General features: G+C 59.4%; 19 protein-coding genes. 11 read left to right on the forward strand and 8 right to left on the reverse strand.

The genetic code is table 11. The features are described from left to right. The first annotated feature begins 126 nt into the window (after window positions 1-126). From MK208_RS06355 to MK208_RS06375, 5 genes are all read left to right on the forward strand, one after another. Entirely contained in the window at window positions 127-1266 is a 1140-nt protein-coding gene (locus MK208_RS06355; protein WP_294115007.1) for an acyl-CoA dehydrogenase family protein, read from the forward strand. 54 nt (window positions 1267-1320) lie between these two features. Continuing rightward, window positions 1321-2361 carry an enoyl-CoA hydratase/isomerase family protein gene (locus MK208_RS06360; protein ID WP_294115008.1) on the forward strand — a complete coding sequence of 347 codons (1041 nt, stop codon included), beginning with the start codon at window positions 1321-1323 and terminating at the stop codon, window positions 2359-2361. Window positions 2362-2365: 4 nt separating this feature from the next. Beyond that, on the forward strand, window positions 2366-3238 hold the full coding sequence (mmsB, locus tag MK208_RS06365; RefSeq protein WP_294115009.1) for a 3-hydroxyisobutyrate dehydrogenase: 873 nt from the start codon (window positions 2366-2368) through the stop codon (window positions 3236-3238). A 213-nt stretch (window positions 3239-3451) separates the two neighbouring features. Beyond that, complete coding sequence (locus tag MK208_RS06370) at window positions 3452-5029, forward strand: Hint domain-containing protein (RefSeq protein WP_294115010.1); 1578 nt, start codon at window positions 3452-3454, stop codon at window positions 5027-5029. Window positions 5030-5108: 79 nt separating this feature from the next. Beyond that, window positions 5109-5303, forward strand: coding sequence for a DUF2892 domain-containing protein (locus tag MK208_RS06375; RefSeq protein ID WP_294115011.1), 195 nt, complete (start codon window positions 5109-5111; stop codon window positions 5301-5303). On the opposite strand, the gene MK208_RS06380 is transcribed toward MK208_RS06375, so the two are convergent. Then, window positions 5304-6074: a helix-turn-helix transcriptional regulator gene (locus MK208_RS06380; RefSeq protein WP_294115012.1), complete on the reverse strand. Its 771-nt coding sequence runs from the start codon at window positions 6072-6074 to the stop codon at window positions 5304-5306. It lies immediately after the preceding gene. A gap of 126 nt (window positions 6075-6200) precedes the next feature. Here MK208_RS06380 and MK208_RS06385 point away from each other — a divergent pair, with 126 nt between their 5' ends. Continuing rightward, a complete protein-coding gene (locus MK208_RS06385) occupies window positions 6201-6635 on the forward strand; it encodes an excinuclease ABC subunit A (protein WP_294115014.1) in 435 nt (144 codons plus the stop codon). 42 nt (window positions 6636-6677) lie between these two features. Here the strand turns inward: MK208_RS06385 and uvrA are convergent, their stop codons facing one another. Continuing rightward, window positions 6678-9539, reverse strand: coding sequence for an excinuclease ABC subunit UvrA (gene uvrA / locus MK208_RS06390; RefSeq protein WP_294115015.1), 2862 nt, complete (start codon window positions 9537-9539; stop codon window positions 6678-6680). 177 nt (window positions 9540-9716) lie between these two features. On the opposite strand from uvrA, the gene MK208_RS06395 reads away from it, so the two are divergent. Then, entirely contained in the window at window positions 9717-11915 is a 2199-nt protein-coding gene (locus tag MK208_RS06395; protein ID WP_294115018.1) for a VWA domain-containing protein, read from the forward strand. Window positions 11916-11981: 66 nt separating this feature from the next. After that, window positions 11982-12350 (forward strand): DUF1761 family protein, encoded by a 369-nt coding sequence (locus MK208_RS06400; protein ID WP_294115020.1) that lies wholly within the window; start codon window positions 11982-11984, stop codon window positions 12348-12350. A 17-nt stretch (window positions 12351-12367) separates the two neighbouring features. Here the strand turns inward: MK208_RS06400 and MK208_RS06405 are convergent, their stop codons facing one another. Then, window positions 12368-13525: an MFS transporter gene (locus MK208_RS06405; protein ID WP_294115021.1), complete on the reverse strand. Its 1158-nt coding sequence runs from the start codon at window positions 13523-13525 to the stop codon at window positions 12368-12370. Window positions 13526-13605: 80 nt separating this feature from the next. Continuing rightward, window positions 13606-15000, reverse strand: coding sequence for a dihydrolipoyl dehydrogenase (lpdA, locus tag MK208_RS06410; protein ID WP_294115023.1), 1395 nt, complete (start codon window positions 14998-15000; stop codon window positions 13606-13608). 159 nt (window positions 15001-15159) lie between these two features. Here lpdA and MK208_RS06415 point away from each other — a divergent pair, with 159 nt between their 5' ends. Next, window positions 15160-15612, forward strand: a complete 453-nt coding sequence (locus tag MK208_RS06415) for a hypothetical protein (protein WP_294115025.1) — start codon at window positions 15160-15162, stop codon at window positions 15610-15612. A 7-nt stretch (window positions 15613-15619) separates the two neighbouring features. Here the strand turns inward: MK208_RS06415 and MK208_RS06420 are convergent, their stop codons facing one another. The 4 genes from MK208_RS06420 to MK208_RS06435 all read right to left on the reverse strand — a co-directional run bounded on the left by MK208_RS06420 (window position 15620) and on the right by MK208_RS06435 (window position 22217). Next, entirely contained in the window at window positions 15620-16198 is a 579-nt protein-coding gene (locus tag MK208_RS06420) for a DUF924 family protein (RefSeq protein WP_294115027.1), read from the reverse strand. Between the two features lie 147 nt (window positions 16199-16345). Then, complete coding sequence (locus MK208_RS06425) at window positions 16346-17611, reverse strand: MFS transporter (RefSeq protein WP_294115028.1); 1266 nt, start codon at window positions 17609-17611, stop codon at window positions 16346-16348. A 116-nt stretch (window positions 17612-17727) separates the two neighbouring features. Then, a complete protein-coding gene (gene queA / locus MK208_RS06430; RefSeq protein WP_294115030.1) occupies window positions 17728-18777 on the reverse strand; it encodes a tRNA preQ1(34) S-adenosylmethionine ribosyltransferase-isomerase QueA in 1050 nt (349 codons plus the stop codon). Window positions 18778-18791: 14 nt separating this feature from the next. Beyond that, window positions 18792-22217 (reverse strand): DUF3971 domain-containing protein, encoded by a 3426-nt coding sequence (locus tag MK208_RS06435; RefSeq protein ID WP_294115031.1) that lies wholly within the window; start codon window positions 22215-22217, stop codon window positions 18792-18794. 77 nt (window positions 22218-22294) lie between these two features. Between MK208_RS06435 and MK208_RS06440 the strand changes: the two genes are divergently transcribed. Both MK208_RS06440 and MK208_RS06445 read left to right on the forward strand, forming a co-directional pair. Then, the gene (locus MK208_RS06440) at window positions 22295-22756 is read left to right on the forward strand and encodes a peroxiredoxin (RefSeq protein WP_294115035.1); all 462 of its coding nucleotides are present in this window, start codon (window positions 22295-22297) and stop codon (window positions 22754-22756) included. Next, window positions 22756-23586, forward strand: a complete 831-nt coding sequence (locus MK208_RS06445) for a ferritin-like domain-containing protein (protein ID WP_294115037.1) — start codon at window positions 22756-22758, stop codon at window positions 23584-23586. Before MK208_RS06440 ends, MK208_RS06445 begins: the two co-directional genes overlap by 1 nt. The last annotated feature ends 139 nt before the right edge of the window (window positions 23587-23725 follow it).

Genomic DNA, 23725 nt, shown 5'->3' on the forward strand with positions numbered 1-23725 from the left:
ACAAGGGTGGTAATTTAACACATGTTCAATTCGCGGAGGGAGGCTGCGAATGACCTTGGTCCCTGCCCTCACCCGCACCCGCCTTGGCATCGGTCTTCCCGACGCCGCGATCTTGAAGGATGAGACATGGATTTTGCACTGAGTGAAGAACAGACCCTGATCTTTGATATGGCCAAAGGTTTTGGCGAAGAGCACATAGCACCACACGCCCAGAAGTGGGAATCCGAAGGTACCATCCCAAAAGATCTCTGGCCGCAAATCGCCGAACTGGGCCTCGGTGGCATCTATGTGTCCGAAGAATATGGCGGCTCTGGCTTGTCACGTCTTGACGCCACATTGGTGTTTGAAGCCCTCGCCATGGCCTGCCCCTCTGTGGGGTCTTTCCTGTCGATCCACAACATGTGCGGCGGCATGATCGACAAATTTGGCTCCGAGGAAACCAAACAAAAATGGCTGCCGGATCTGTGTTCCATGAACAAGGTCTTCTCCTACTGCCTGACCGAACCCGGCTCAGGCTCTGACGCCGCGGCCCTGAAAACCCGCGCCGAACGCGACAACGAAGGCTATGTTCTCAACGGCACCAAAGCCTTTATCTCCGGCGGGTCTTATTCTGACGCCTATGTCTGCATGGTGCGCACCGGCGAAGACGGCCCCAAGGGCATTTCCACTGTGGTGGTCGAGGATGGCACTGACGGCCTGTCCTTTGGCGCGTTGGAAAAGAAAATGGGCTGGCTCAGCCAACCGACCTCCCAGGTCCAATTTGACGACTGCAAAGTGCCGGCCGACAACCTGATCGGCGAAGAAGGCAAAGGCTTCTCCTACGCCATGAACGGTCTGGACGGTGGTCGTTTGAACATCTCTGCGGGTGCTCTGGGCGGCGCTCAGAAAGCCCTCGACCTGACCGTGCAATACATGTCGGAGCGCAAGGCCTTTGGCAAATCCATCAACCAGTTCCAGGCCCTACAGTTCCGCCTCGCCGAGTATGAAACCAAACTGCAAGCCGCCCGCACCTTCCTGCGCCAGGCCGCATGGAAGCTCGACAACGGCGACCACGACGCCACCAAATACTGCGCCATGGCCAAGCTGATGGTCACTGACGTGGCCTTTGACGTCGCCAACGGCTGCTTGCAGTTGCACGGCGGCTATGGCTACCTCGCAGATTACGGTATCGAGAAAATTGTCCGCGACCTGCGGGTGCATCAGATCCTCGAAGGCACCAACGAAATCATGCGCTTGATCATCTCCCGCCAGATGATCTCTGCCTAACCACGACCGGGCCGCCCTTCAGGAGCGGCCCTTTTCAAAGACGGAGCGCCCCGCGTGTCTGACATCTCCATCCGCAAATCTGGTCAAACCGGCCGCATCACCTTCACCCGCCCCAAGGCGCTGAACGCCATGTCCTATGACATGTGCATCGCCATCGAAGACGCGCTCGACATCTGGGCCACCGATGACGACGTCAAAATGATCGTCATCGATGCGGAAGGTGAAAAGGCCTTCTGCGCCGGTGGCGACATCGCTGAGCTCTATGACACCGGCACCAAAGGCGACTTTGCCTATGGCCGGAAATTCTGGGCCGACGAATACCGCATGAACGCAAAACTCTTTGAGTTCCCCAAACCGGTGGTCAGCTTCATGCAGGGGTTCACCATGGGCGGCGGCGTTGGTGTGGGCTGTCACGGTTCCCACCGCGTTGTCGGTACCACCAGCCAAATCGCCATGCCGGAATGTGGCATTGGCCTTGTACCAGACGTGGGCGGCTCGCTGATCCTCGCCCGTGCACCGGGTCGATTGGGCGAATACCTCGGCCTCACCGCCGCGCGCCTCAACGCAGCGGACGCAATCTACGTAGGCTTTGCCGACTACTTCATTCCAGAAGACCAATGGCCCGCTCTGATCGCACAACTCGAAGAGACGGCTGACTACACCCTGATCGACGCCGCCGCCTCTGAACCAGAGGCAGGACCGCTCACCACCCAGCAGGCCGACATCGACGCCAACTTCGGTGGCGAGGCCCTCAGTGACGTCCTAAACGCGCTGAAGTATTCCGACAGCGAATTCGCCGCCGGTGCCTTGAAAAAACTCTCCCGCAATTCCCCCATCGCCATGGGGGCGGCGCTAGAGATCATTCACCGCGTACGCAATCGCGACGACATCCGCTTTGCGCTAGATCAGGAATACCGTTTTACCTTCCGCGCCATGGAGGATGGCGATTTTCTGGAAGGCATCCGCGCACAAATCATCGACAAAGACCGCAATCCGCAATGGAAATACAGCCTGGACACCCTACCCGCTGGCAAGGTGACCAAAATGCTGCTGCCACTTGGAGCGGATGCGCTGACATTTGAAAAGGGAGAGTAGCACCATGAAGATCGGATTTATCGGACTGGGCAATATGGGTGGTCCCATGGCCGCCAACCTTGCAAAAGCGGGCCATGAGGTCACCGGCTTTGACATGGCAGATGTGGCCATCGAAGGCGTCACCATGGCCGATACCGGCGCAGCCGCCGCCACGGGCGCGGATGTGGTCATCACCATGTTGCCCAATGGCCAGATCCTGCGCGCTGTCGCCAACGAAATCATCCCGGTGATGTCTGCAGGCGCCGCCTTTGTGGACTGCTCCACCGTGGACGTGGACAGCGCCCGCGCCGTGGCCGAAGAAGCCACCGCAGCCGGCCTCCTGCCTGTGGATGCGCCTGTGTCAGGCGGTGTGGGCGGCGCGGCTGGCGGTACGCTGACCTTTATGGCCGGTGGCTCCAAAGACGCTTTTGCCAAGGCCGACCCTCTGTTTGACATCATGGGCCAAAAGGCGGTGCATTGCGGCGACGCCGGTGCTGGTCAGGCCGCAAAGATCTGCAACAACATGATCCTCGGCGTGACCATGATCGCCACCTGCGAAGCCTTTGCACTGGCCGACAAACTAGGTCTGGACCGTCAGTCGATGTTTGACGTGGTCTCCACCTCGTCCGGCTACAGTTGGACCATGAACGCCTACTGCCCGGCCCCGGGTGTTGGCCCGCAATCGCCAGCCGACAACGACTACCAGCCAGGGTTTGCCTCTGAATTGATGCTCAAAGACCTGCGCCTGTCGCAACAAGCCGCCGAAAGTGCCAATGCAGACACCCCAATGGGGCAAGCCGCTGCCGCGCTCTATGAGCAGTTTGTGGAGAAGGAAGGCGGGCTTGGCACCGACTTCTCCGCAATGTTGCCACGTTTCGAAAAACGCGGTCGAGGCTAACTCCGCGACCTTTCCGCCATAAAACAAAGGGCCGCGCCACGTCTGGCGTGGCCCTTTTTGTTGCCCGGCACATCCGCTGACCCCGCACAATTTTAATTAATCTTTCCTTACCCCAGCCCCGTTCGCGCCACGTTTGCCCGCCAATTTTGCCCTGACCGAGGACCCGCAGAGGTTCCGGAATTGGACAAGAGCAGAACGCACTGAGGTAGAGCCATGCCAACGGCAACGGAACTGAACATCAACACAAGCGCCACCGCTACCGCGATGGCCAACGAGATCTTTGGCGACCCAACCCGTATCGTCAGTGCCACCTACACCGGTGATGCCCAATCTTCCGGCATTTACACCGGCGCGGACACCACCAGCGCGGGCGTGGCCCCTGCTGACAGTGGCGTGATCCTCTCCACCGGCCATGTCGACGACTTCACCAACAGCAACGGCAGCACCAACACCAACCAACGCGCCAACACCTCCACCAACACCTCTGGTGAGGACAACAACGCGCTGTTTAATGCGGCCGCAGGCACCAACACCTTTGATGCCTCCTACCTGACCATCGACTTCAACGGCACCGCTGGTGAATTGCTCACCATCGACTTCGTGCTCTCGTCCGAAGAATATCCGGAATACCTCAGCTACAACGACGCCATTGGCGTCTGGGTTAACGGTGTCGAAGCCCAAATTTCCGTCGGCGACGGCGGCGCCACAGTGGGCAACATCAACGACGCCAACGAAAACATCTACGTCGACAACGCGGGCGATCAATACAACACCGAGATGGACGGTTTCACCGTCACCCTGACCTTCGTGGTGCCCTTGCAAGACGGCGTGAACGAGTTGGTGATCGGTATCGCCGACGCCACAGACACGCAATATGATTCCAACCTGCTGATCGCCGGTGGTTCGGTGCAAACCGCCATTGTGGCCCAGGACGATGACATGCGCATCGCCTATGGCAACAGCAAAACATTGGACGTTCTGAACAACGACAGCTCGTCCGCCGGCCCTACCCTGACCATCACACATATCAACGGCGTGGCCGTCAGCCACGACGGCAGCGGCGGCCTGCCCAACAGCGTGACCCTGGCCACCGGCCAGGTGGTGACACTCAACGCCGATGGCACACTCACCGTGGATGCAGACACCGACAACGAAACCATCTATTTCAACTACACCATCGAGGACTCCGCCGGAGAAACCGACACCGCATTGGTCGAGATCGAGCAGCACGCGCCTTGCTTCACCGCCGGTACTCTGATCCGCACCTCAGAGGGCGACATTCCCGTCGAAGAGCTGCGCGCCGGTATGCTGGTCGACACGCTCGACAATGGTTTCCAGCCAATCCAGTGGATTGGCCACTCCCATATGCCGCTGCGTTACGAATCCCTGCCCATCCGCATCAAAGCCGGTGTGCTCGACAATGACCGCGACCTGATCGTGTCCCCGCAACACCGCGTCTTGCTTCAAGGCTACCGCGCCGAACTTCTGTTTGGATGCGGCGAGGTGCTGGTGAAAGCCAAGGACCTTGTGAATGGCCGCGATGTGACCCGGTGCGAAACCAATGGCACCATCACCTATTTCCACATCCTGATGCCGCAACACGAGCTGCTCTATTCCGAAGGCCAATGGTCCGAGAGCTTCCTGCCCGGCCCGATGACACGCTACAGCTTTGATCCTTTCGCTAACCGCTCCCTGCGGCAGGTGATGCGCGAGAAAAACATCAGCTTTGCCGACATTTCCGCCCGCCCAAGCCTGCGCAGTTATGAGGCCACGGCGCTTCTGGCGGCCTAAACTGCACCCACTTAGAGGCAGATCAAATCACATTCCATTTGACGCATGTATTTTTCTCTCGACCTTAGGAGGGAAACACATGCTGAAAAAGAACGTTGGAACTGTGGACAAAATTTTGCGGATCGTTATTGGCCTCGCGCTCCTCGCCGGAGCCATGGCTGGCTATGGCGCCTGGATGTGGATCGGCCTGATCCCTCTCTTCACGGGCCTGCTGGGCACCTGCCCGCTTTACACCGTTTTTGGTTTTCGCACCTGTCCGCTAGAAACCAAGTGATCACGCCCCGGCCAGCGCCTCCAATGCGAGGCGCGTGGCTTCATCGGCAGGAAACATCATCTCGATCCGCAGCTCGCTGAGGGCTATATCCTCGGCGGACCCAAACTGGCTGATCGTGGAGAAAAACGACATCTGCATCCCCCCAAACTCATACACCGCCGGAATGATCGCGGGTTTGATGCCATCCACCTCAAGTACCGCCTCGCCAAGCCGCTCTTCCATACGCGAAATGCCGTCTTCCAGCACCGGATCATGCCCGAAATGCGCGCTTTCGACACGCAGACGCGCAATCATGTGACGCAGAATTTCTTCATAATTGACAAGCGCTTGCCGGACACCCTTCGAGTCAACCATCATATCAATCAGACTGTCGCCAACCTGAACTTCAAACCCAGCCAACAACTGTGCAGAAACCGCATTCATCGCCACCAGCTTCCAATGCCGATCAATCGCCATCGCCGGATATGGCTCGTGCCGCTTGAGTGTCCATTCCATCGCCGCCCGCATCGGCGCCATATCCGCCTCTGACAAATCACGCTCGGCGTACGCAGGGCTCATACCCGCCGCCGACAACATGCGATTGCGCTGCGCAAACGGCACCTCCAACTCATCACAAAGCCGCAGAACCATCCCCCGACTGGGGCGCGAGCGGCCGGTTTCCAGAAACGAGATATGCCGTGAGCTCACGCCAGCGGACAACCCAAGGTCCAGCTGGCTCACCCGCCGCACCTGCCGCCACTCCTTTAAAACCGCGCCAAACTCTACGCCCATGTCCTGCTCCTCATTGTCCCGACCACCATAACCGATCCCTTGCGCAAAGCACTTACCTCACAGGTAATTGTTTTGCCTCACCAATCGGATGCAGTTTGTCGCCATAACCTCAACTGGAGACATCACATGACACAGGATCGCGCGATCTACCTTCTGAAACTCACCTCACTTGGCACAGTGCTTTTTGGCCTCATTCCGCTGTTTGCCATGATTGGCGGACTTCACGGCATCGTCGGCTGGTTTCTGGACCTCACACACCTGCCCCTTGATGGCGCACAAAGCTTTGGTGGCGACAGCGAGAAGGTTCTCGCAGCCATCGGCGGCGGCCTCATGGTCAGCCTTGGCGTTGTGACCTGGCAAGTCACCATCCGCGTTTACGCCAACGATCCTGAAATCGGCGCCTCCATCATCAGCTGGGGTGTCTGGAGTTGGTATGTGGTGGACAGCGCAGGCTCCTTCGTTGCAGGCGCCTGGTTCAACGTGGTGATGAATACCGGCTTCCTGCTAATGTTTGTGCTGCCAATCACGCTGGCAAAACCCCGCCAAGCTGTGGCGGCCTAAAGAAAACGGGCGGTGGTTTTCTGCAACCACCGCCCGACTATCTTATTCTGCTGCCACTTTCTTCTTCGGCACCAGCATGTCTTTCAGGTACCGCCCAGTATGGCTCGCCGCCACTTTGGCGACCTTCTCCGGCGTGCCTTTGGCAACCACCTTGCCGCCACCGTCACCACCTTCCGGGCCAATGTCGATGATATGATCGGCGGTTTTCACAACATCCAGATTGTGCTCAATCACCACAACCGTGTTGCCCTGATCGACCAATTCATGCAGCACTTCCAGCAACTTACGCACATCTTCAAAGTGCAGACCCGTGGTCGGCTCATCCAGAATATAGAGCGTACGACCAGTGGATCGTTTCGCCAACTCCTTGGACAGCTTCACCCGCTGCGCTTCCCCACCGGAAAGCGTTGTCGCCTGCTGCCCAACCTTGATGTAGCCAAGCCCAACCCTCATCAGCGCGTCCATCTTATCGCGAATGCTGGGCACCGCTTTGAAGAACTCCTGCGCTTCCTCAACGGTCATATTCAGCACATCGGCAATGCTCTTGCCTTTGAACTTGATCTCCAAGGTCTCGCGGTTATACCGCGCGCCTTTGCAGGTTTCACACTCCACATAGACGTCCGGCAGGAAGTGCATCTCGATCTTGATCACACCGTCGCCCTGACAGGCCTCACAACGCCCACCTTTGACGTTGAAACTGAACCGCCCCGGCTTATAACCGCGCGCTTTAGCTTCCGGCAGTCCGGCAAACCAATCGCGGATCGGCGTGAACGCGCCAGTATAGGTCGCCGGATTGGACCGTGGCGTGCGCCCGATGGGTCTCTGGTCAATGTCGATCACCTTGTCCAGATGTTCCAACCCCTTGATAGTCTCACAAGGCGCAGGCGTCTGCCGCGCACCGTTCAGCCGCATCGACGCAGTCTTGAACAGCGTCTCAATGGTCAGCGTGGATTTGCCGCCACCAGACACACCGGTCACACAGACAAACTTACCAAGCGGGAAGTCCGCCGTGACCTTCTTCAGGTTGTTGCCCGTGGCCTTCACCACCGTGATCGCTTTGCCATTGCCCTCGCGCCGTTCGGTTGGCACCGCAATTTCACGCGCACCCGACAAGTATTGCCCGGTCAAAGACGCCGGATCGGCGGCAATCTCTTCCGGCTTGCCTTTGGACACCACCTGACCGCCATGCACACCGGCCCCCGGGCCAATGTCGAACACATAATCCGCCTCGCGCACGGCCTCTTCGTCGTGCTCCACCACAATCACCGTATTGCCCTGATCGCGCAGGTTTTTCAGCGTCGTCAGCAGACGGTCATTGTCACGTTGGTGCAGACCAATCGACGGTTCATCCAGCACATACAACACGCCGGTCAGGCCAGAACCAATCTGGCTTGCCAATCGAATACGCTGGCTTTCCCCGCCGGACAGCGTGCCACTGTTGCGCGACAGGGTAAGATACTCCAGCCCCACGTTGTTCAAGAAACCAAGGCGCTCCTGGATCTCTTTCACAATCGCCCGCGCAATCTCTTGCCGCTGCGGAGTCAACGCCGCAGGCACACTCTCGATCCAGGCCAAAGCCTCGCGGATCGACAGCTGCACCACATGGCCAACATGTTTCTCGGCGATCCGAACCGCCAAAGCCTCTTCACGCAGCCGGTGCCCACGACAGGCGCCACACGGACGGTTGTTCTGATAGTTCTCAAACTCTTCGCGGATCCAGTTGCTATCCGTCTCGCGGTAGCGCCGTTCCATGTTGGGGATCACGCCCTCAAACACCCGCGTCACCTGATAGACCCGACCACCTTCGTCATAGCGGAATTCAATCTCTTCCTCGCCCGAGCCGTACAAGAACACTTGCTGCACATGTTTTGGCAGCTCTTTCCAAGGCGTGTTCTTGTCAAACTCGTAGTGCTTCGCGAGTGCCTCAATTGTCTGCAGGAAGTAGGGCGACTTGCCTTTCCGCCACGGCGCCAGCGCCCCGTCATAGACCTTCAACGTCACATCCGGCACCACCAACCGCTCGTCAAAGAACAACTCTTTGCCCAACCCGTCACACTCTGGACAGGCCCCAAACGGCGCGTTGAACGAAAACAGCCGTGGCTCAATCTCGGGAATGGTGAACCCACTCACCGGACAAGCAAATTTCTCAGAAAACGTGATCCGCTCCGGGTCGCCCTCCTTGGGCGCGGTCTCCAGAACCGCAATCCCATCTGCCAAGTCGAGCGCAGTACGCAAGCTGTCCGCCAGCCGAGTTTCCATGCCTTCGCGCACCACCAGCCGGTCAACGACAACATCAATGTCATGGCGGAACTTCTTGTCCAGCGTCGGCGGCTCATCCAGCTCATAAAAGGCACCGTCGACCTTCACCCGCTGAAAACCCTGCTTCCGCAGCTCCAGGAACTCTTTTTTGTACTCACCTTTGCGGTCCCGCACGATCGGCGCCAACAGGTAGCCGCGCGTACCGTCTTCCAGACCCATGATCCGGTCAACCATGTCCTGCACCTGCTGAGCTTCAATCGGCAGACCGGTGGCGGGCGAATACGGCGTGCCCACACGGGCAAACAGCAGACGCAGATAGTCATAAATCTCCGTCACCGTACCTACTGTCGAGCGCGGGTTCTTGGAGGTCGTCTTCTGTTCAATCGAAATCGCCGGAGAAAGCCCGCTGATGTGATCCACATCCGGCTTTTCCATCATATCAAGGAACTGCCGCGCATAGGCGCTCAGGCTCTCGACATAGCGTCGCTGCCCTTCGGCATAGATCGTGTCAAAGGCCAGCGAGGACTTGCCCGAACCCGACAGACCGGTGATCACCACCAGCTGATCGCGCGGAATGTCCACATCGATGGACTTCAAGTTGTGCTCGCGCGCCCCGCGCACCTCAATATTCTTCAGCTCGGCCATTCAAACCCCCAACGGATACGGCACCAGACATAGGGGATCGCACCCGCTCTGCCAACCAGATATCGCGAACATACAGAGAACATTTTAATTCGCCAAGCCCGGTTTTTGAACTGATACTTGCCTCGATCCAATTTTCTCTCGTAGTCTCTGCGCATTACGAATTTGAGGACCTTTTGGATGACGTTTTTGAGAGCGACCACGGCCGCAATTTGCCTGCTGCCCACCAGCCTTCTTGCCCAGGACAACCCCGCCGCCATTGTGGTGATGGACGGCTCCGGCTCCATGTGGGGCCAAATTGAAGGCGTGGCCAAAATCACCATTGCCCAGCAAGTGATGGGCGAGTTGATGACCACCCTGCCCGCAGACCTGGACTTGGGCCTGACCGTCTATGGCCACCGCCGCAAAGGCGACTGTTCTGACATCGAAACCGTGGTCCTGCCCGGCCCAGATACGCGCGCCGCGATCACCACCGCCGTGAACGGCATCACCCCCAAAGGCAAAACCCCTATGGCCGACGCCGTGGTCGCCGCCGCCAAAGCGCTGCGCCACACCGAGGAGGCCGCCACGGTGATCCTGGTGTCTGACGGCATCGAAACCTGCGTGCCCGATGTCTGCGCCGTCGCCAAAGAGCTCGAAGCCACCGGCGTCGACTTCACCGCGCATGTGGTGGGCTTTGACGTCACCGATCCCGAAGCGCTGGCGCAATTCCAATGTATGGCCGAGGCCACCGGCGGCAAATTCCTCGCCGCCGCCAACGCCGATGAGTTGGGCAACGCCCTCACCGAAGTCGCCGCCGCCCCGCCCCCCGAACCAGAACCACAGCCGGTGCAGGTCACGATTGTGGCCACCGACGGCAAAAACGGCCCGGTCATCAACACCCCGCTGATCTGGGATCTCACCGGCGGCGACACCGCCATCCATGACGACCACAGCGCTGCCTCTTTGAAAGAACATCTGCTTGAGGGCGAATACACCGTCTCCGTCCTACGCCCTGAGGATGAGGCCTCCGCTGAAATGCGCTTTGGCGTCGGCTCGGTCGACAAACGAGTGGTGTTGGAACTGCCGGAATTCAAACCGCCAGCCACCGTGTCCGGCCCGCAATCTGCGCCCGCTGGCAGCATGATCACCGTCGATTGGACCGGCCCCAACGCCAAAGATGACTTCATCGCCGCCGTGGATCCGGAAACAAACAAGTGGATCACCTACAATTATACGCGTGAAGGCAGCCCGCTCTCGCTACAAATGCCCCCGAAACCCGGTGCCTATGAAATCCGGTACATCCTGAGTGATGGCCGCAAGCCGCTGGCAAGCCAACCGATCACAGGCACTGACGTCACTGCCACCCTCTCCGCCCCGGACGAGCTGGTCGCAGGCGCCACGGTGCCGGTCGATTGGACCGGCCCTGACTACAAAGGTGATTTCATCTCCGTCACCAAACCGGACGATGAGAAATGGATCACCTACACTTACACCCGCGAAGGCAGCCCCTTGATGCTGCAAATGCCGGGCGAACCGGGTGATTATGAGCTGGTCTATACCATGAGCCAGGACCGTACGATCATCCATCGCGCACCGATCTCCGTCGCCGCACTGGCCTATGGCCTTGACGCAGACGCCACCGCCAACGCCGGTGCCAAACTCTCGGTCACCTGGACCGGCCCCGGTTATGACGGCGACTACATCACCGTTGCGGGCACCGACACGGCGGACGACAAATACGTCAACTACACCTACACCCGCGAGGGCAACCCGCTGAACCTAGTGATGCCCGGCGAGGCCGGTGCGTACGAAATCCGCTATGTGCTTGGGCAAGACCGCTCCGTGCAGGCGCGCACCACCGTTGAGGTGAAAGCGGTTGGCGCAACCGTCTCCGGCCCAGCCACCGGCCCGATTGGCGGTAAAATTATTGCCTCATGGACTGGCCCTGCCGGCGATGGCGATTACCTGACCATCGTGACGCCGGACGCGCCGGACGGCGACTACGGCCCCTACGCCTACACCCGAGACGGCAGCGACCTGACCCTCAACCTACCCGCAAACCCAGGCACCTACGAGCTGCGCTACGTGGCGGACACCAACCCGATGAAAGTGCTGGCCCGCACCCCACTGACGGTTGAGGACGTGCCCGTCACCATCACCGCACCGGCCTCGGCCGCCGCAGGCAGCAGCATCGAGGTGACTTGGACCGGCCCCGGCCACCCGCGCGACTACCTCGCAGTTGGCAACGCGGCCAGCGAGTACATCACTTACACTTACGCGGAGCAAGGTACATCGTTGTCGCTCGCGGTCCCCGAGGAACCCGGCGACTACGAAATCCGATACTTCCTGGATGTGGACAACAAGCTGCTCGCCTCTGTGCCACTGAAAGTCGAATAGTCTCCGCCACATTCACAACGTCAAAGGCGGCTGAAATCTCATCCTTGAAACATTGGAGACAACCCTATGAATTGGATTGCATTTATCGTTGGCTTCATCGCCTGTTCTGCATTTGGCTTTCTGGTCTATGGCCCCGTGCTGGGCCTGCAACAACGCTGGGCCGAAGGCAGCAACATCGATCCAGAGCCCCCAGAGAAAATGCCGATGGGCCCGCTCTTCACAAATTGGATCGCCATCGCGATTCTGGCCTACATCGTAGCACTCACCGAAACCAAGCAGAACCTGACCGTGGCCCTGCTCGCGATCCTCGCCTGCGCGGCCTATGTCGCCAACACGGGCGCGTGGATCAACAAGTCCCGCTTCGCCATAACAGTCGATGTCGGTTACGTGCTCGGCTCCGGCGTGTTAATGATCCTCGCGCACGCCATCCTGTAAACCCTGGTCGCCCCGGCCTACGCGCCGGGGCCACGCGCCCGCGCACGGGCTTGTGCCAAAACCATATGCGCGGCAGCGCCAATCACAAGCAGCACAGCCGACACCATCAGCATCCCGCCATAGCCGCTCATCGCGATCACCGCCAATAATATGGGCGTACCGATGGTGTTGCCCAAATTACCGGCCTGCGCAAAAACGCCGTTGGCATTGGCCCGGTCTGCCGCCGTGTCATTGAGCTCCGGCACCAGCGCAAAGCTTGCCCCTTGGATCAGGCCCAAGGCCCCTGCCAGCAGCAGACACACCACCGGCGACCCCGGCAAAAGCAGCAGCCCAAGCGCTGCCATTGCGGAGACCAAAAACCCAGTTTGGATCACCCGAACTATCACCCAATAGCGCAACAACCAGACACCCAACGTCATGGAGATGATCATGCTCATCAGCGGCATCGCCCCAACCGTAAACGTGCGCCATTCAGGCGCAATATAGGGCGGCAACAACGTCAGCAGGCTGACAAAGCAGAAGGTGTAAAACAGCCAGCCCACCGCCGCCGCATTCATAAACGGCGAGCGATAGACCTCCCAATGCTGCTTCAGCACACCGCCAAGCCGCAGCCGCTGCGCCGTCTGCGCCTTCTCCTCCGGCAATCCGATCGCCGCCACGGCAAGCACACTTGCAGCCATCCAGCCGCCATGCGCCAGATACACTGCGTTTAACCCATAGGCATCAACCAAAGGCCGCCCCAGCCAGGCAAACAGCGCAAAAGCCACGCCAAAAAACGTGCCCCACAGGGTCAGGGAAAACGCGCGCTTCTCTGGTGGGGAGACTTTGGCAATCAACGTCGGCGCCGCCACAACAATCGCCAAATGCGCCAGACCTTCCACAATCCGGCTCAGCAGGAACACATCAAAGGACAGCCCCAAGGCCTGCACGAACGACACCACCGCGCTCAGACCAAGCCCGCCCAGCAAGATACGCCGCATGCCCATTTTGGACGCCAGCACCCCCGCCACCACGCCAAGGAAAATCCCCGCGAGCCCAAGGATCGACAAGGCAAAGCCCAGCCGCGCCCCAGCCTCCGGATACACCTGCCCCACCTGATCAAACGTTACGCTGACCTTGGCAAACTGCCCCGCAGCGCCCACGCCGGCCAGCCAGATCACCACAACCGGCAGCATACTCTGTTGTTTTGACACCGAAAAACCTCAAAGGCGCGCCCGGCGAAACCGGTACGCGCCCACGTCAAAAGGACCCCAACTTAAATGTGGATCACACGATCATAGGCGTCCAGCACGCTTTCGTGCATCATCTCGCTCAACGTTGGATGCGGGAACACGGTTTCCATCAACTCCGCCTCGGTGGTCTCAAGCTGACGCCCCACCACATAGCCCTGGATCAACTCCGTGACTTCCGCGCCCACCATATGCGCCCCCAACAGCTCACCGGTCTTGGCATCAAACACGGTTTTCACCATGCCCTCTGGCTCACCCAAAGCAATCGCCTTGCCATTGCCGATGAACGGGAACCGCCCGACCTTCACGTCATAGCCCAGCTCTTTGGCCTTGGCCTCGGTGTATCCGACGCTTGCCACCTGTGGATGGCAATAGGTGCAGCCTGCAATGCTCTCCGGCTTCACTGGGTGCGGTTTCCCACCCGCAATCAGCTCTGCGACCATCACGCCTTCATGGCTCGCTTTATGCGCCAACCACGGCGCACCCGCGATGTCGCCAATCGCAAACAGCCCGTCCACGCCGGTCTGGCAATATTGATCCGTCACCACATGGGTCCGATCAATCTTCACCCCCAGCTTTTCCAGCCCAAGGTTTTCGACGTTGCCGACAATGCCCACAGCCGAAATCACGGTGTCAAACTCTTGCGTTGTGACTTTGCCACCCGCTTCGATATGCGCGGTGACTTTGTCTTTGCCGCGATCAAGTTTCTTGACCGTGGATTTCTCTAGGATGGCCATGCCCTGTTTGACAAATTGCTTTTTGACAAAAGCACTTATCTCCGCATCTTCAACCGGCAGAACCCGATCCATCACCTCAACAACCGTGGTCTCCGCCCCCAGTGTGTTGTAGAAACTGGCAAACTCGATCCCAATCGCGCCCGAGCCGATCACAAGCAGTTTCTTCGGCATATGCGGCGGCTGCAGCGCGTCCTTATAGGTCCAAACCCGCTTGCCATCGCCCTCAAGCCCCGGCAACTCCCGCGCCCGCGCGCCGGTGGCCAGCACGATGTTCTTCGCTGTCAGCTCCTCAACACCTTTTTCGCCTTTGACCGACACTTTGCCTTTGGCGGGCAATGTCGCCTCCCCCATAAAGACGTCAACTTTGTTCTTCTTCATCAAGAAGGACACGCCAGAGCTCAACTGCTTCGCCACCCCACGCGAGCGTTTCACCACCGCGTCAATGTCATAGCCAATACCTTCCGCCTTCAAGCCGAAGTCCTTCGCGCGCTCCATCAAATGAAACACCTCTGCTGAGCGCAGCAACGCTTTGGTGGGAATACAACCCCAATTCAAGCAAATCCCGCCCATGTGCTCGCGCTCCACAATCGCAACCTTCAGGCCCAGCTGCGCGCCGCGAATGGCGGCCACATAGCCGCCCGGCCCTGCGCCAATCACAATCATGTCGAAGTTCTTGCTAGCCATGGTGTTTCCCCGCCTCCCGCTATGTCTTTGCGCGAGCCTACTGGAACTCTGTGGCGGCTTCAACAAAGCGCGCCGCCCGTTTTGCGCGCAATTTTCCTCTGGTGATCGCGCAAGGACAAGCGCACACTGCGCCCGCATCACCGAGTCGGGAGCACTGCGATGAAAACGCTGAAAGATCTTCTGGTCGCCATGATCAATGCCACGCTCATTCTGGTGGCGATTTGCCTGTTTTTCCTCTGGCGCCTGTCTGACAGCGCTGAACGAGTGGTGGCCAGCTTTGTCCAAAACCTGCAAATCGTCGAACCGCTAGAAACCAAAGTCGACGGGTTGCGGGACGAGGTCGCCAACCTGCGCAGCGATCTGGCCGCGATCTCTTTGGACAGCAGCACTCTCACAACACAGGCCACGGAGCACCTGCAAAGCCGCGCCAACGCGTTGCAGTTAGAATTGGAAGGCATCAACAGCAGCTTGGCCCGTCTTGCCGACACGCCGGAAACCCTGATGCAAACCGCCTTGGATGATGTGGCCACCCGCGTGAGTGGCCGTGTTGGCGCCATCGCCAGCTGCTACGCGCCCGACCCTGCGTCGGACGCCAGCTCAGCTTCTGACTAATCGCAGCCTATTCCGCCGCCTGCAACGCCCGCACGGTGGTTCCGTAGCCACCATCCGCCACATAAGCCATCTCCACCTCAGTGGAGGCCCGCGCCAAGGCATCATTGCGATACGGGAACCGACCAAACTGCCGGATCACTTCGCGGTGCGCTTTGGCATGTAACAGGTTGGACGCACCGGTCTCGGGCGTCCGGTCCAGGAACATACGAATACAGCGTTCCTGATCACAGAGGTTTTCCGAGTGCATCAAAGGCAGGTAGAAAAACTGCCGCGCAGGCTCGTCGATCCGCAGATCCCACTTTTTGTCGATGGCGATCTTTGCGGCACAGAGCGCCTTACGATCGGTCGAAAATGCCTGCCCGGATCCCCGGAACATGTTGCGCGAGAACTGATCGGTCAGGATCACATACGCCAAGGTGCCACTTGGATAGGTCAGCCACTGCCCCAATCCACCGGCCTGCGCCTGTTCCCATGTTGCCTCAAACCGCTGCCGGATCTTTTCGTCCAGCTCTTCGGAAACCGCATACCATCCACTTGGCCCAACTTCATCAAGCCAAAACGAAAGTACTTCTTCGGGACCCACCATGTCCCTTCTCCTTTTGCCTGTTCCGTCTTACGAAAAGACGCTTAGTACTAAGGACGTTACACACAGTGAATTAAGAAAGAATAGTCACAAAATGCAACATCCCGACACAGCCCGCGACCTTTTGCGCTAACACCGGCAGAGGCTTGCTTACCCTGCGGCAGCTTCCTGCTCTTCCTCCATCGCAGACTCGATTGCGACCTCTTGTGCCACCTCCACCGCAACCACCGAAGCGGTTGGCATAACGGCGGTGTAGCTGCCGGTTTCATCCACCGGTGCAGCCGGACGGCGAGTGGTGCGATAGCCTGCGTAAACGCCAAGCGCGGCCAGCAGGATGATCAGGTAAATGAAATACCCACGCGGCCCCACCACATCCATCATCCACCCAGTGATCAGCGGGCCAGCTATCGCCCCTACGCCGTTCACAAACACCAACCCGCCAGAAGCCGCTGCCATGTCCTCGTATTCCAGGAAATCATTGGCGTGGGCGATCAGCATCGAATAAAGCGGATTAGAGAACCCACCAATGAACAGCGCAGCCACCAGCAGCAGCGGGTAGTTGTCACCAGCCACAAATCCCAGCGTTGCCCCGGCCGCGCCGATGGCGGCCACAAACATGATCAGCACCCGCCGATCCATCCGGTCGCTCATCCAGCCCAGCGGATACTGAAACACCGTCGCCCCGACGTAAAACGCCGCGATAAACAACGACAACTCGCTCAGGCTCAACCCTGCCCGCGTGGCAAACACCGCCGACATGCCAAACTGTGCGGAAAACACCCCCCCCAGCATGAACATCCCCACTACCCCGAGCGGTGAATTCTGGAACAGCTCTTTGAGGCTCATTGGCTTGGTGGTCTCAAATGCCGGCGTTGGCGAGACCGACAACAGAATGGGGGCAAAAGAGATCGATACCAGCACCGAGGGGATCACAAACAACAGGAACCCTGTGGCATCAGGAATGGTCATCATACCCTGCGCGGTCACAATGCCGATCATCTGGACCATCATATAAATCGACAGCGCCTTGCCGCGCGTGTCATTGGTTGCCGCGTTGTTGAGCCAGCTTTCCGCCGTCACATACACGCCGGAGAAACACAGCCCCATCAACGCCCGCCCGGCAATCCAGGCCACCGGGTGCTCCAGCGTTGGGTACAGGATGAGTACAGCGGAAATCATCGAGGCCATGGCGGCAAACACCCGCACATGCCCCACTCGGCGGATCAGCTCCGGCGTCACACGGCTGCCACCCAGAAAGCCAACAAAATAGGCCGACATCACCATCGACATCTCAAACGTCGAAAATCCCGCTGCCTCGCCGCGAATACCCAGCAACGTCCCATGCATGCCGTTGCCCACCATCAGCAACAGCATTCCCAGCAACAGCGGCCACGCGCCTTTCAGAAACTGACCCATAGAGCGACCCTCGACACAACTCTCTCACAGATGCGCCCGTATGCAAAACGCCCCTGCCGCCATCGCACCCAATCGCGACAACGCCATGTCGTTTTGCGGCATCTCGGGAGAATTTTTCAGGGGATCAAGAGCGACGCATCACCGTAAGAGAAGAACCGATACCCCTCTTTCACCGCATGGTCATAAACCTTGCGAATTTCTTCCTGTCCCAGCAAGGCACTGACCAACATCATCAACGTCGATTTTGGCAGGTGAAAGTTGGTCATCAAGGCATCTGCCACATTGAATGCAAAGCCTGGATAGATGAATATGTCGGTGTTGCCTTCCCACGGTTGGATCGCGCCACTGTCCCGCGCCGCACTTTCAATCAACCGCAGCGCCGTGGTGCCCACCGGGATCACCCGACCACCCGCCGCCTTTGTGGCTGCAATCTCCGCCGCCGCAGCCTCGGTGACGCGTCCCCACTCGGCATGCATCTTGTGCTCTTTGACGTTGTCGACCTTCACCGGCAGGAACGTCCCCGCCCCAACATGCAAAGTAACATGAGTGAACTGAACCCCTTTGGCCAGCAGCGCCGCCAGCAACGCATCGTCAAAATGCAGCGACGCGGTTGGAGCCGCCACCGCGCCAGAATGTTTGGCCCAAACGGTCTGATAATCGGTCTTGTCTTTCTCATCCGCCGCGCGCTTGGCTGCGATATAGGGCGGCAGAGGCATATTGCCTGCGGCCTCCAGCGCCGCGTCAAAGTCGTCGCCTGCCAGGTCAAACTGCACCAGCCCCTGCCCGTCTTCCTTGGACAGCAACCGGCCCTTGAGACCCGCGGCAAAGACAATCTCTTCGCCCTCGCGAATTTTCCGTAACGGTTTGATCAGCGCAGCCCAAGCCCCACCTGCGCGCGGCTCAAGCAGCGTCACTTCCATACGGGACTGGGTTTCCCCTTCCGGCCCCTGCCGCACGCGATAGCCAGACAGCCGCGCCGGGATCACCTTTGTGTCGTTCAACACCAGCCGGTCGCCCGGCTGCAGCAGATCCACCAGATCCGTGACCACCCCGTCGGTGATCTCACCACCTCTGGCCACCAACAACCGCGCGGAGCTGCGCGGCTCCGCCGGCCGGGTCGCAATCAAAGACTCGGGAAGATCAAAATCAAAATCAGAAAGCTGCATCGGTGCTCGCGCCGTTAGTTACTCAGGTCCGGAGGTGGACGGCGGAAAATCTCTCTAAAGAAGCCCGGCGTCAAGGCCGAGAGTGGGTTCACCGAAATCTCCGGCTGCTGCGACGGTCCGCGCATGGTGTAATTGAATCCGATCAACCCTTCGCCACGACGTGCAAACGGCCGCCCCACGACGTTTACTGCATAAAGTGGCGACACCGTGCCCTGAATATTGAACCACTCTTGCACAAAACTGTAAGTGCCATTGGCAGAGAGCCCCATCGACGGCCCCGCCGCGCTGCTTTCGCCAATCACCAACCTATCTGGGGTCAGGCGGAACCGTGCAAACACATCGGTGAACAGTATCCCCGGCCCGGCCAGTTGCTCCACCAGCCCCACAACACTGATCGCGTTCAGAAGTTCAGCCACCAGCGGCATTTGCTGCACCTTGACCTCTTTCATCTCCATGACGCCATCGTATTCGCCTTTCGCGGCGCGCGGCACCATCGACAAGGTCATCGCCCCACGGCTGGCGGATTTCACGACCCCCATGAGCTGCGCAATCTTTCCACCATTGTCAGAGGTCACCCGCATCTGCGTGCCATATTGGTGCGGCGCTAAAGTACCAAACACCAGCGGTCCGCCTTTGAAATTCCCGCTGAAACTACCGCTCAACCCGCCGTCAAAGTTCAGCTCTGCTTTCACCGGTCCCAAACGGATGTTGTCGGTCACAACCACCTCATCCACATTGGCCGTGACTGGCCCAATGCCCGCCGCGCCGCCACGCCCACTGCCTTTGCTGCTCTCCGGCATGCGCCGCATGTCCAGTCGCCCACTTGTCACCACCACGGCTGGCGGTGCTTTGCCACGCCCCAACAAACGCCCTGTCCCACTGAGCCAGCTGCCCACCGCAAAGCTGTCCATCTGCGCCACGCCAAGACCACCGCCATCCGCAATTGAAATCCTGCCTCGGGCACTCAGCCCCGGTGTCTCAAACAGCACGCGGTCGATGCTTGGCGACGTGCCTAACGTCATATCGACCTCCAGCATGCCACTACTGTTTGCGGATTTGCGCCACCCCAACGGCGGTGAGGACATGCGCACCCCGACCAAATCTGATCGCAACCGCATCTTGGGAGGCTGATCGCGCACAATGTCCATCTCGTAACTGGCTTGCCCAACCTCAGACACGGTGCCTTTGGGCAGCCCCACCTCAAACGTGTCCAGCGCCGCCGCACTCAGCTCCGCCGTCCCGCTCACCCAACTGCGCCCGGCATTCTCCTTACCGCCCAGCATGTGCCATTTGGCAGTCACCGGTATGTCTGCGACAAAGCCGTCGCCCCAAACCTCAACCCGCTCCGGCGTGGCCGTGACTTGCAACGCGCCGCGCATCTCCTTGCCCGGCAAGAAATGTCCACTGCGCACATCACTCAGATCGCCGTGCACATCGTAAACCACTTTTTCAATGGGCAGCTTATCCTTGAGCACCAACTCCACCGTGCCCTCCAAATCCGCCCACCCGGAGGCAAAATCCACCGGCAGTTTCGCCTTAGTGAACAGCTCCAAAGGCTTGCGATCCAGCAACGACAGCACCGCCTCAACCGGTCCGCGCGCCTGCGCACGCACCAAGGCCGGCGACTGCTTTAGCCTGGTGTTCAGGATCACCATGCTGGTGCCTGCCACGTCCATGCGCCCGCCCTGATCCGCTTCGACATACCCCGCCTCAGCGGTGATATGCAGCTGATGGTCCTTCAACACCCCAAAACCAATGCCATCGCGCACCGGCGGCATGGTTTTCACCGCTTTGATGTCCACGTCGCGGAACTGGAAGTCCACATAGACCTCTGGCGGTGCCGCCCCTTTGGAGCGCACCGCCAGATCGATGTCATGCAAGGTGGCCTTGTAGATGTTCTGGTCGATCCACTTGCGCAGCTTGTGCTTGAAACTCTTCGGCCACAGCGCCAGCACACTCTCCGGCACCACCTCGTCCATATGCCCGTTCAACGCATAGGCCCAGTTTTCGCCTTCGGTGGCCAAATGCCCGTCGAGCACAATCTGGTTGCCGTTCTGGCGCACCACCAGTTGCCCCAGGTCCAGTTCAAACGGGTCCAGTTTCAACCGGAAATCCGCATAGGACCGTTCAAGCGCCACCGGATCATCCTCCAAATTGCGCGGATTGGCGCGGAATTCGTTCAGCGTCAGCTGCACCAAAAACTCTTCCGGCAACCCCTGCGACAGCGAGCCAATGAAAGCTTCCCCATGGGCATTAACCCGCACCATGTCACTGCTAAGCGACAACTCGTCAAAGCGGATCGCGCCACGATTGGGGTCATAGGTCAGGTAGCTGCGCATGCTTTCAAATGGCACCGGCCGCACCGCGCCATCCGGCTGCAACACGCCGTCTGCGATCTGCAAGGTTGCATTCACATTGCCCAGATTGCCTTCGCTGTCGATACTCGCCCGCAGCGCCCCAGAGATCGGCGCCCGCAAAATCTGCAACCAGCTCAGCGCGGCGGATTGCGCGGCAATGTCCTCACTTGGGAGGTCCTCAAAATTAACGCCAAACTCGGTTGTACGCGTGCCAAACCGCGTGGTCACCGACGCCTCAATGGTGCTCGCATAACTGCGCCCACCCAGCAGAGTCATCTGTGAGGCCAGCTCCACCAACTCCTCGGTGCGCCGCAAAGTGATATGCCCGCCATCCACGGTCCAGGCCTGCCGCGCCCGCCGGTCCTCAAACCGGATCGTCACATCTTCGATCTGAAACAGATCAAGATAGGCCAGCAGTGGCGCCTGCAAGTAACCCTCGATCTGATCGCCAAAAGTGGTGAGATCCGTGTCAGTTTGAAACGCGCCGCCACCCTGGCCTATCGAAACCTGCACGGTCCCATCCTGTTGACGCAACACCAACAACGACACGCCCGACACCTGCACATCGCGCAGCGCAATCTCCCGGTCCAAGAGCGGCGCAAAGGCCAACCGCGCCCGCGCCGTCTCCAAACGCACCGGACTCCCGCCGTCCTCCGGCGACACCAGCACCCCCTGCAATTCAATGCTCGGGTCCCAGTCGTCTTCCACCACCAGAGCCATGCGCTCAATGGTCACTTCGATGCCCTCAAGCTGCTGGTTTACAGCCGCCTGCACACGCGCATGCACCCACTCTGGTGCCTCAAGCGGTTTACCACTGACCACAAAAGCCACCGCCGCCAAGAACACTACCGGCACCAAAAGACTAAACAACGCGATGACGCCAAACCGCCGCGCACGGCGCGGGCGACGCGCAGGTTGCGTCTCTGTGATCTCCGCCTCCGGTTGCACCGTATCTTGCCCGTCTTCGGGCGATACGGCGGTATCGGATGTTGTGGCTGGACCCTCAGATGCGGAGTTATGATCGCCGTTCTCTGTCAGGGTTGATGCCTCTGTGTGTTCTGGTATTCCGGTGCTCGTGGACAAAACTATACCTGCAAGCGCCGCCCGACCCAAGGCCAGATCACGGCATTGGCACCATCGGGCCACAAAGGAGCAAAATGATGATTGATGCCAACCAACCTGCCCCCGATTTCACCTTGCCGTCCACTTCAGGCGACGACGTCACGCTCTCTACCCTGCGTCCCGCACCCGTGGCCCTGTTTTTCTACCCACGCGACAACACCGCAGGCTGCACCAAAGAGGCCATCGCCTTTTCCCACCTGCTGGAAGACTTCGCTGCGGCCGGCGTAAAAGTCTTTGGCATCTCCAAGGACAGCATGAAAAGCCACGACAAATTTGTTGAGAAAAAAGAGCTCACCGTGCCGCTCCTCTCGGATGAGCACGGCACCGTTTGCGAAGACTACGGCGTCTGGGCCGAGAAAAAGATGTATGGCAAAACCTTCATGGGCATCGTCCGCGCCACCGTCCTGATCGACGCCAACGGCAACATCGCCCGCACCTGGCCAAAGGTCAAAGTCGACGGCCACGCCGAAGAGGTTCTGGAGGCGGCAAAAGCACTCTGATGACACAAACTCTTGCAGAAATGGCGGTGGAGGTCCTCACCACCGCCGACGGTCGTACCAAAACCGCAATTTCCAAAAAACACGCCGAAGCGTGGTTTGCCGCGCGCGAAGCCGGTAACCCATTGCCCATCGGCACCGCTAATCCACCGCTGCAACCGGCCCGACCGGAGCAACCGGAGCTTTTGAACCCACGCGACGTGCCCCGCCGCAAACCTGGCAGCCCGCAGGGCCGCATCGCCATGCTGCACGCTGTGGCGCACATCGAGCTCAACGCCGTGGACCTGCACTGGGACATCATCGCCCGCTTCACCGACGTTGACATGCCGCTGGGATTCTATGACGACTGGGTCAAATCTGCCGCCGAAGAATCCAACCACTTCAACCTGATATGCGACAGTCTTGAAGCCAAAGACAGTTTCTACGGCGCGCTCCCTGCGCACGCCGGCATGTGGCGCGCAGCTGAGGATACAGTTGATGACCTGATGGGTCGTCTCGCTGTGGTGCCAATGGTGCTCGAAGCCCGCGGCTTGGATGTAACCCCAGGCATGATCCGCATCTTTGAAAACGCCAAAGACGCGCAAACACTGGAAGCCCTGCGCATCATTTACGCCGAAGAAGTGGGCCACGTCGCTTATGGCTCCAAGTGGTTCAACTTCCTCTGCGGCCGCCACGCGCTTGACCCCAAAGTCACCTTCCACGGCTTGGTACAGAAATACTTCCACGGCGCTCTGAAACCGCCGTTCAACGAAGAAAAACGCGCCGACGCTGGCCTACCGCCAGACTTCTATTGGCCGCTCGCCGACGAAGAGCCGCCCGCCTACGCCCGCTGAACATCGGCGGCAAACCGCCCATCTCTGCGCCACATCCGCGCCATACCCGCCTAAAAAGGTCAAAATCCTTGCCGGACATGGCCCAGGCGGCTAAAACCCTGCCCCAAGGCGCCATCAAAAGGCGTTGGGGACAAAGGGT

It is taken from the genome of Shimia sp. (assembly GCF_022448905.1).
Taxonomy (GTDB): Bacteria; Pseudomonadota; Alphaproteobacteria; order Rhodobacterales; family Rhodobacteraceae; genus Shimia.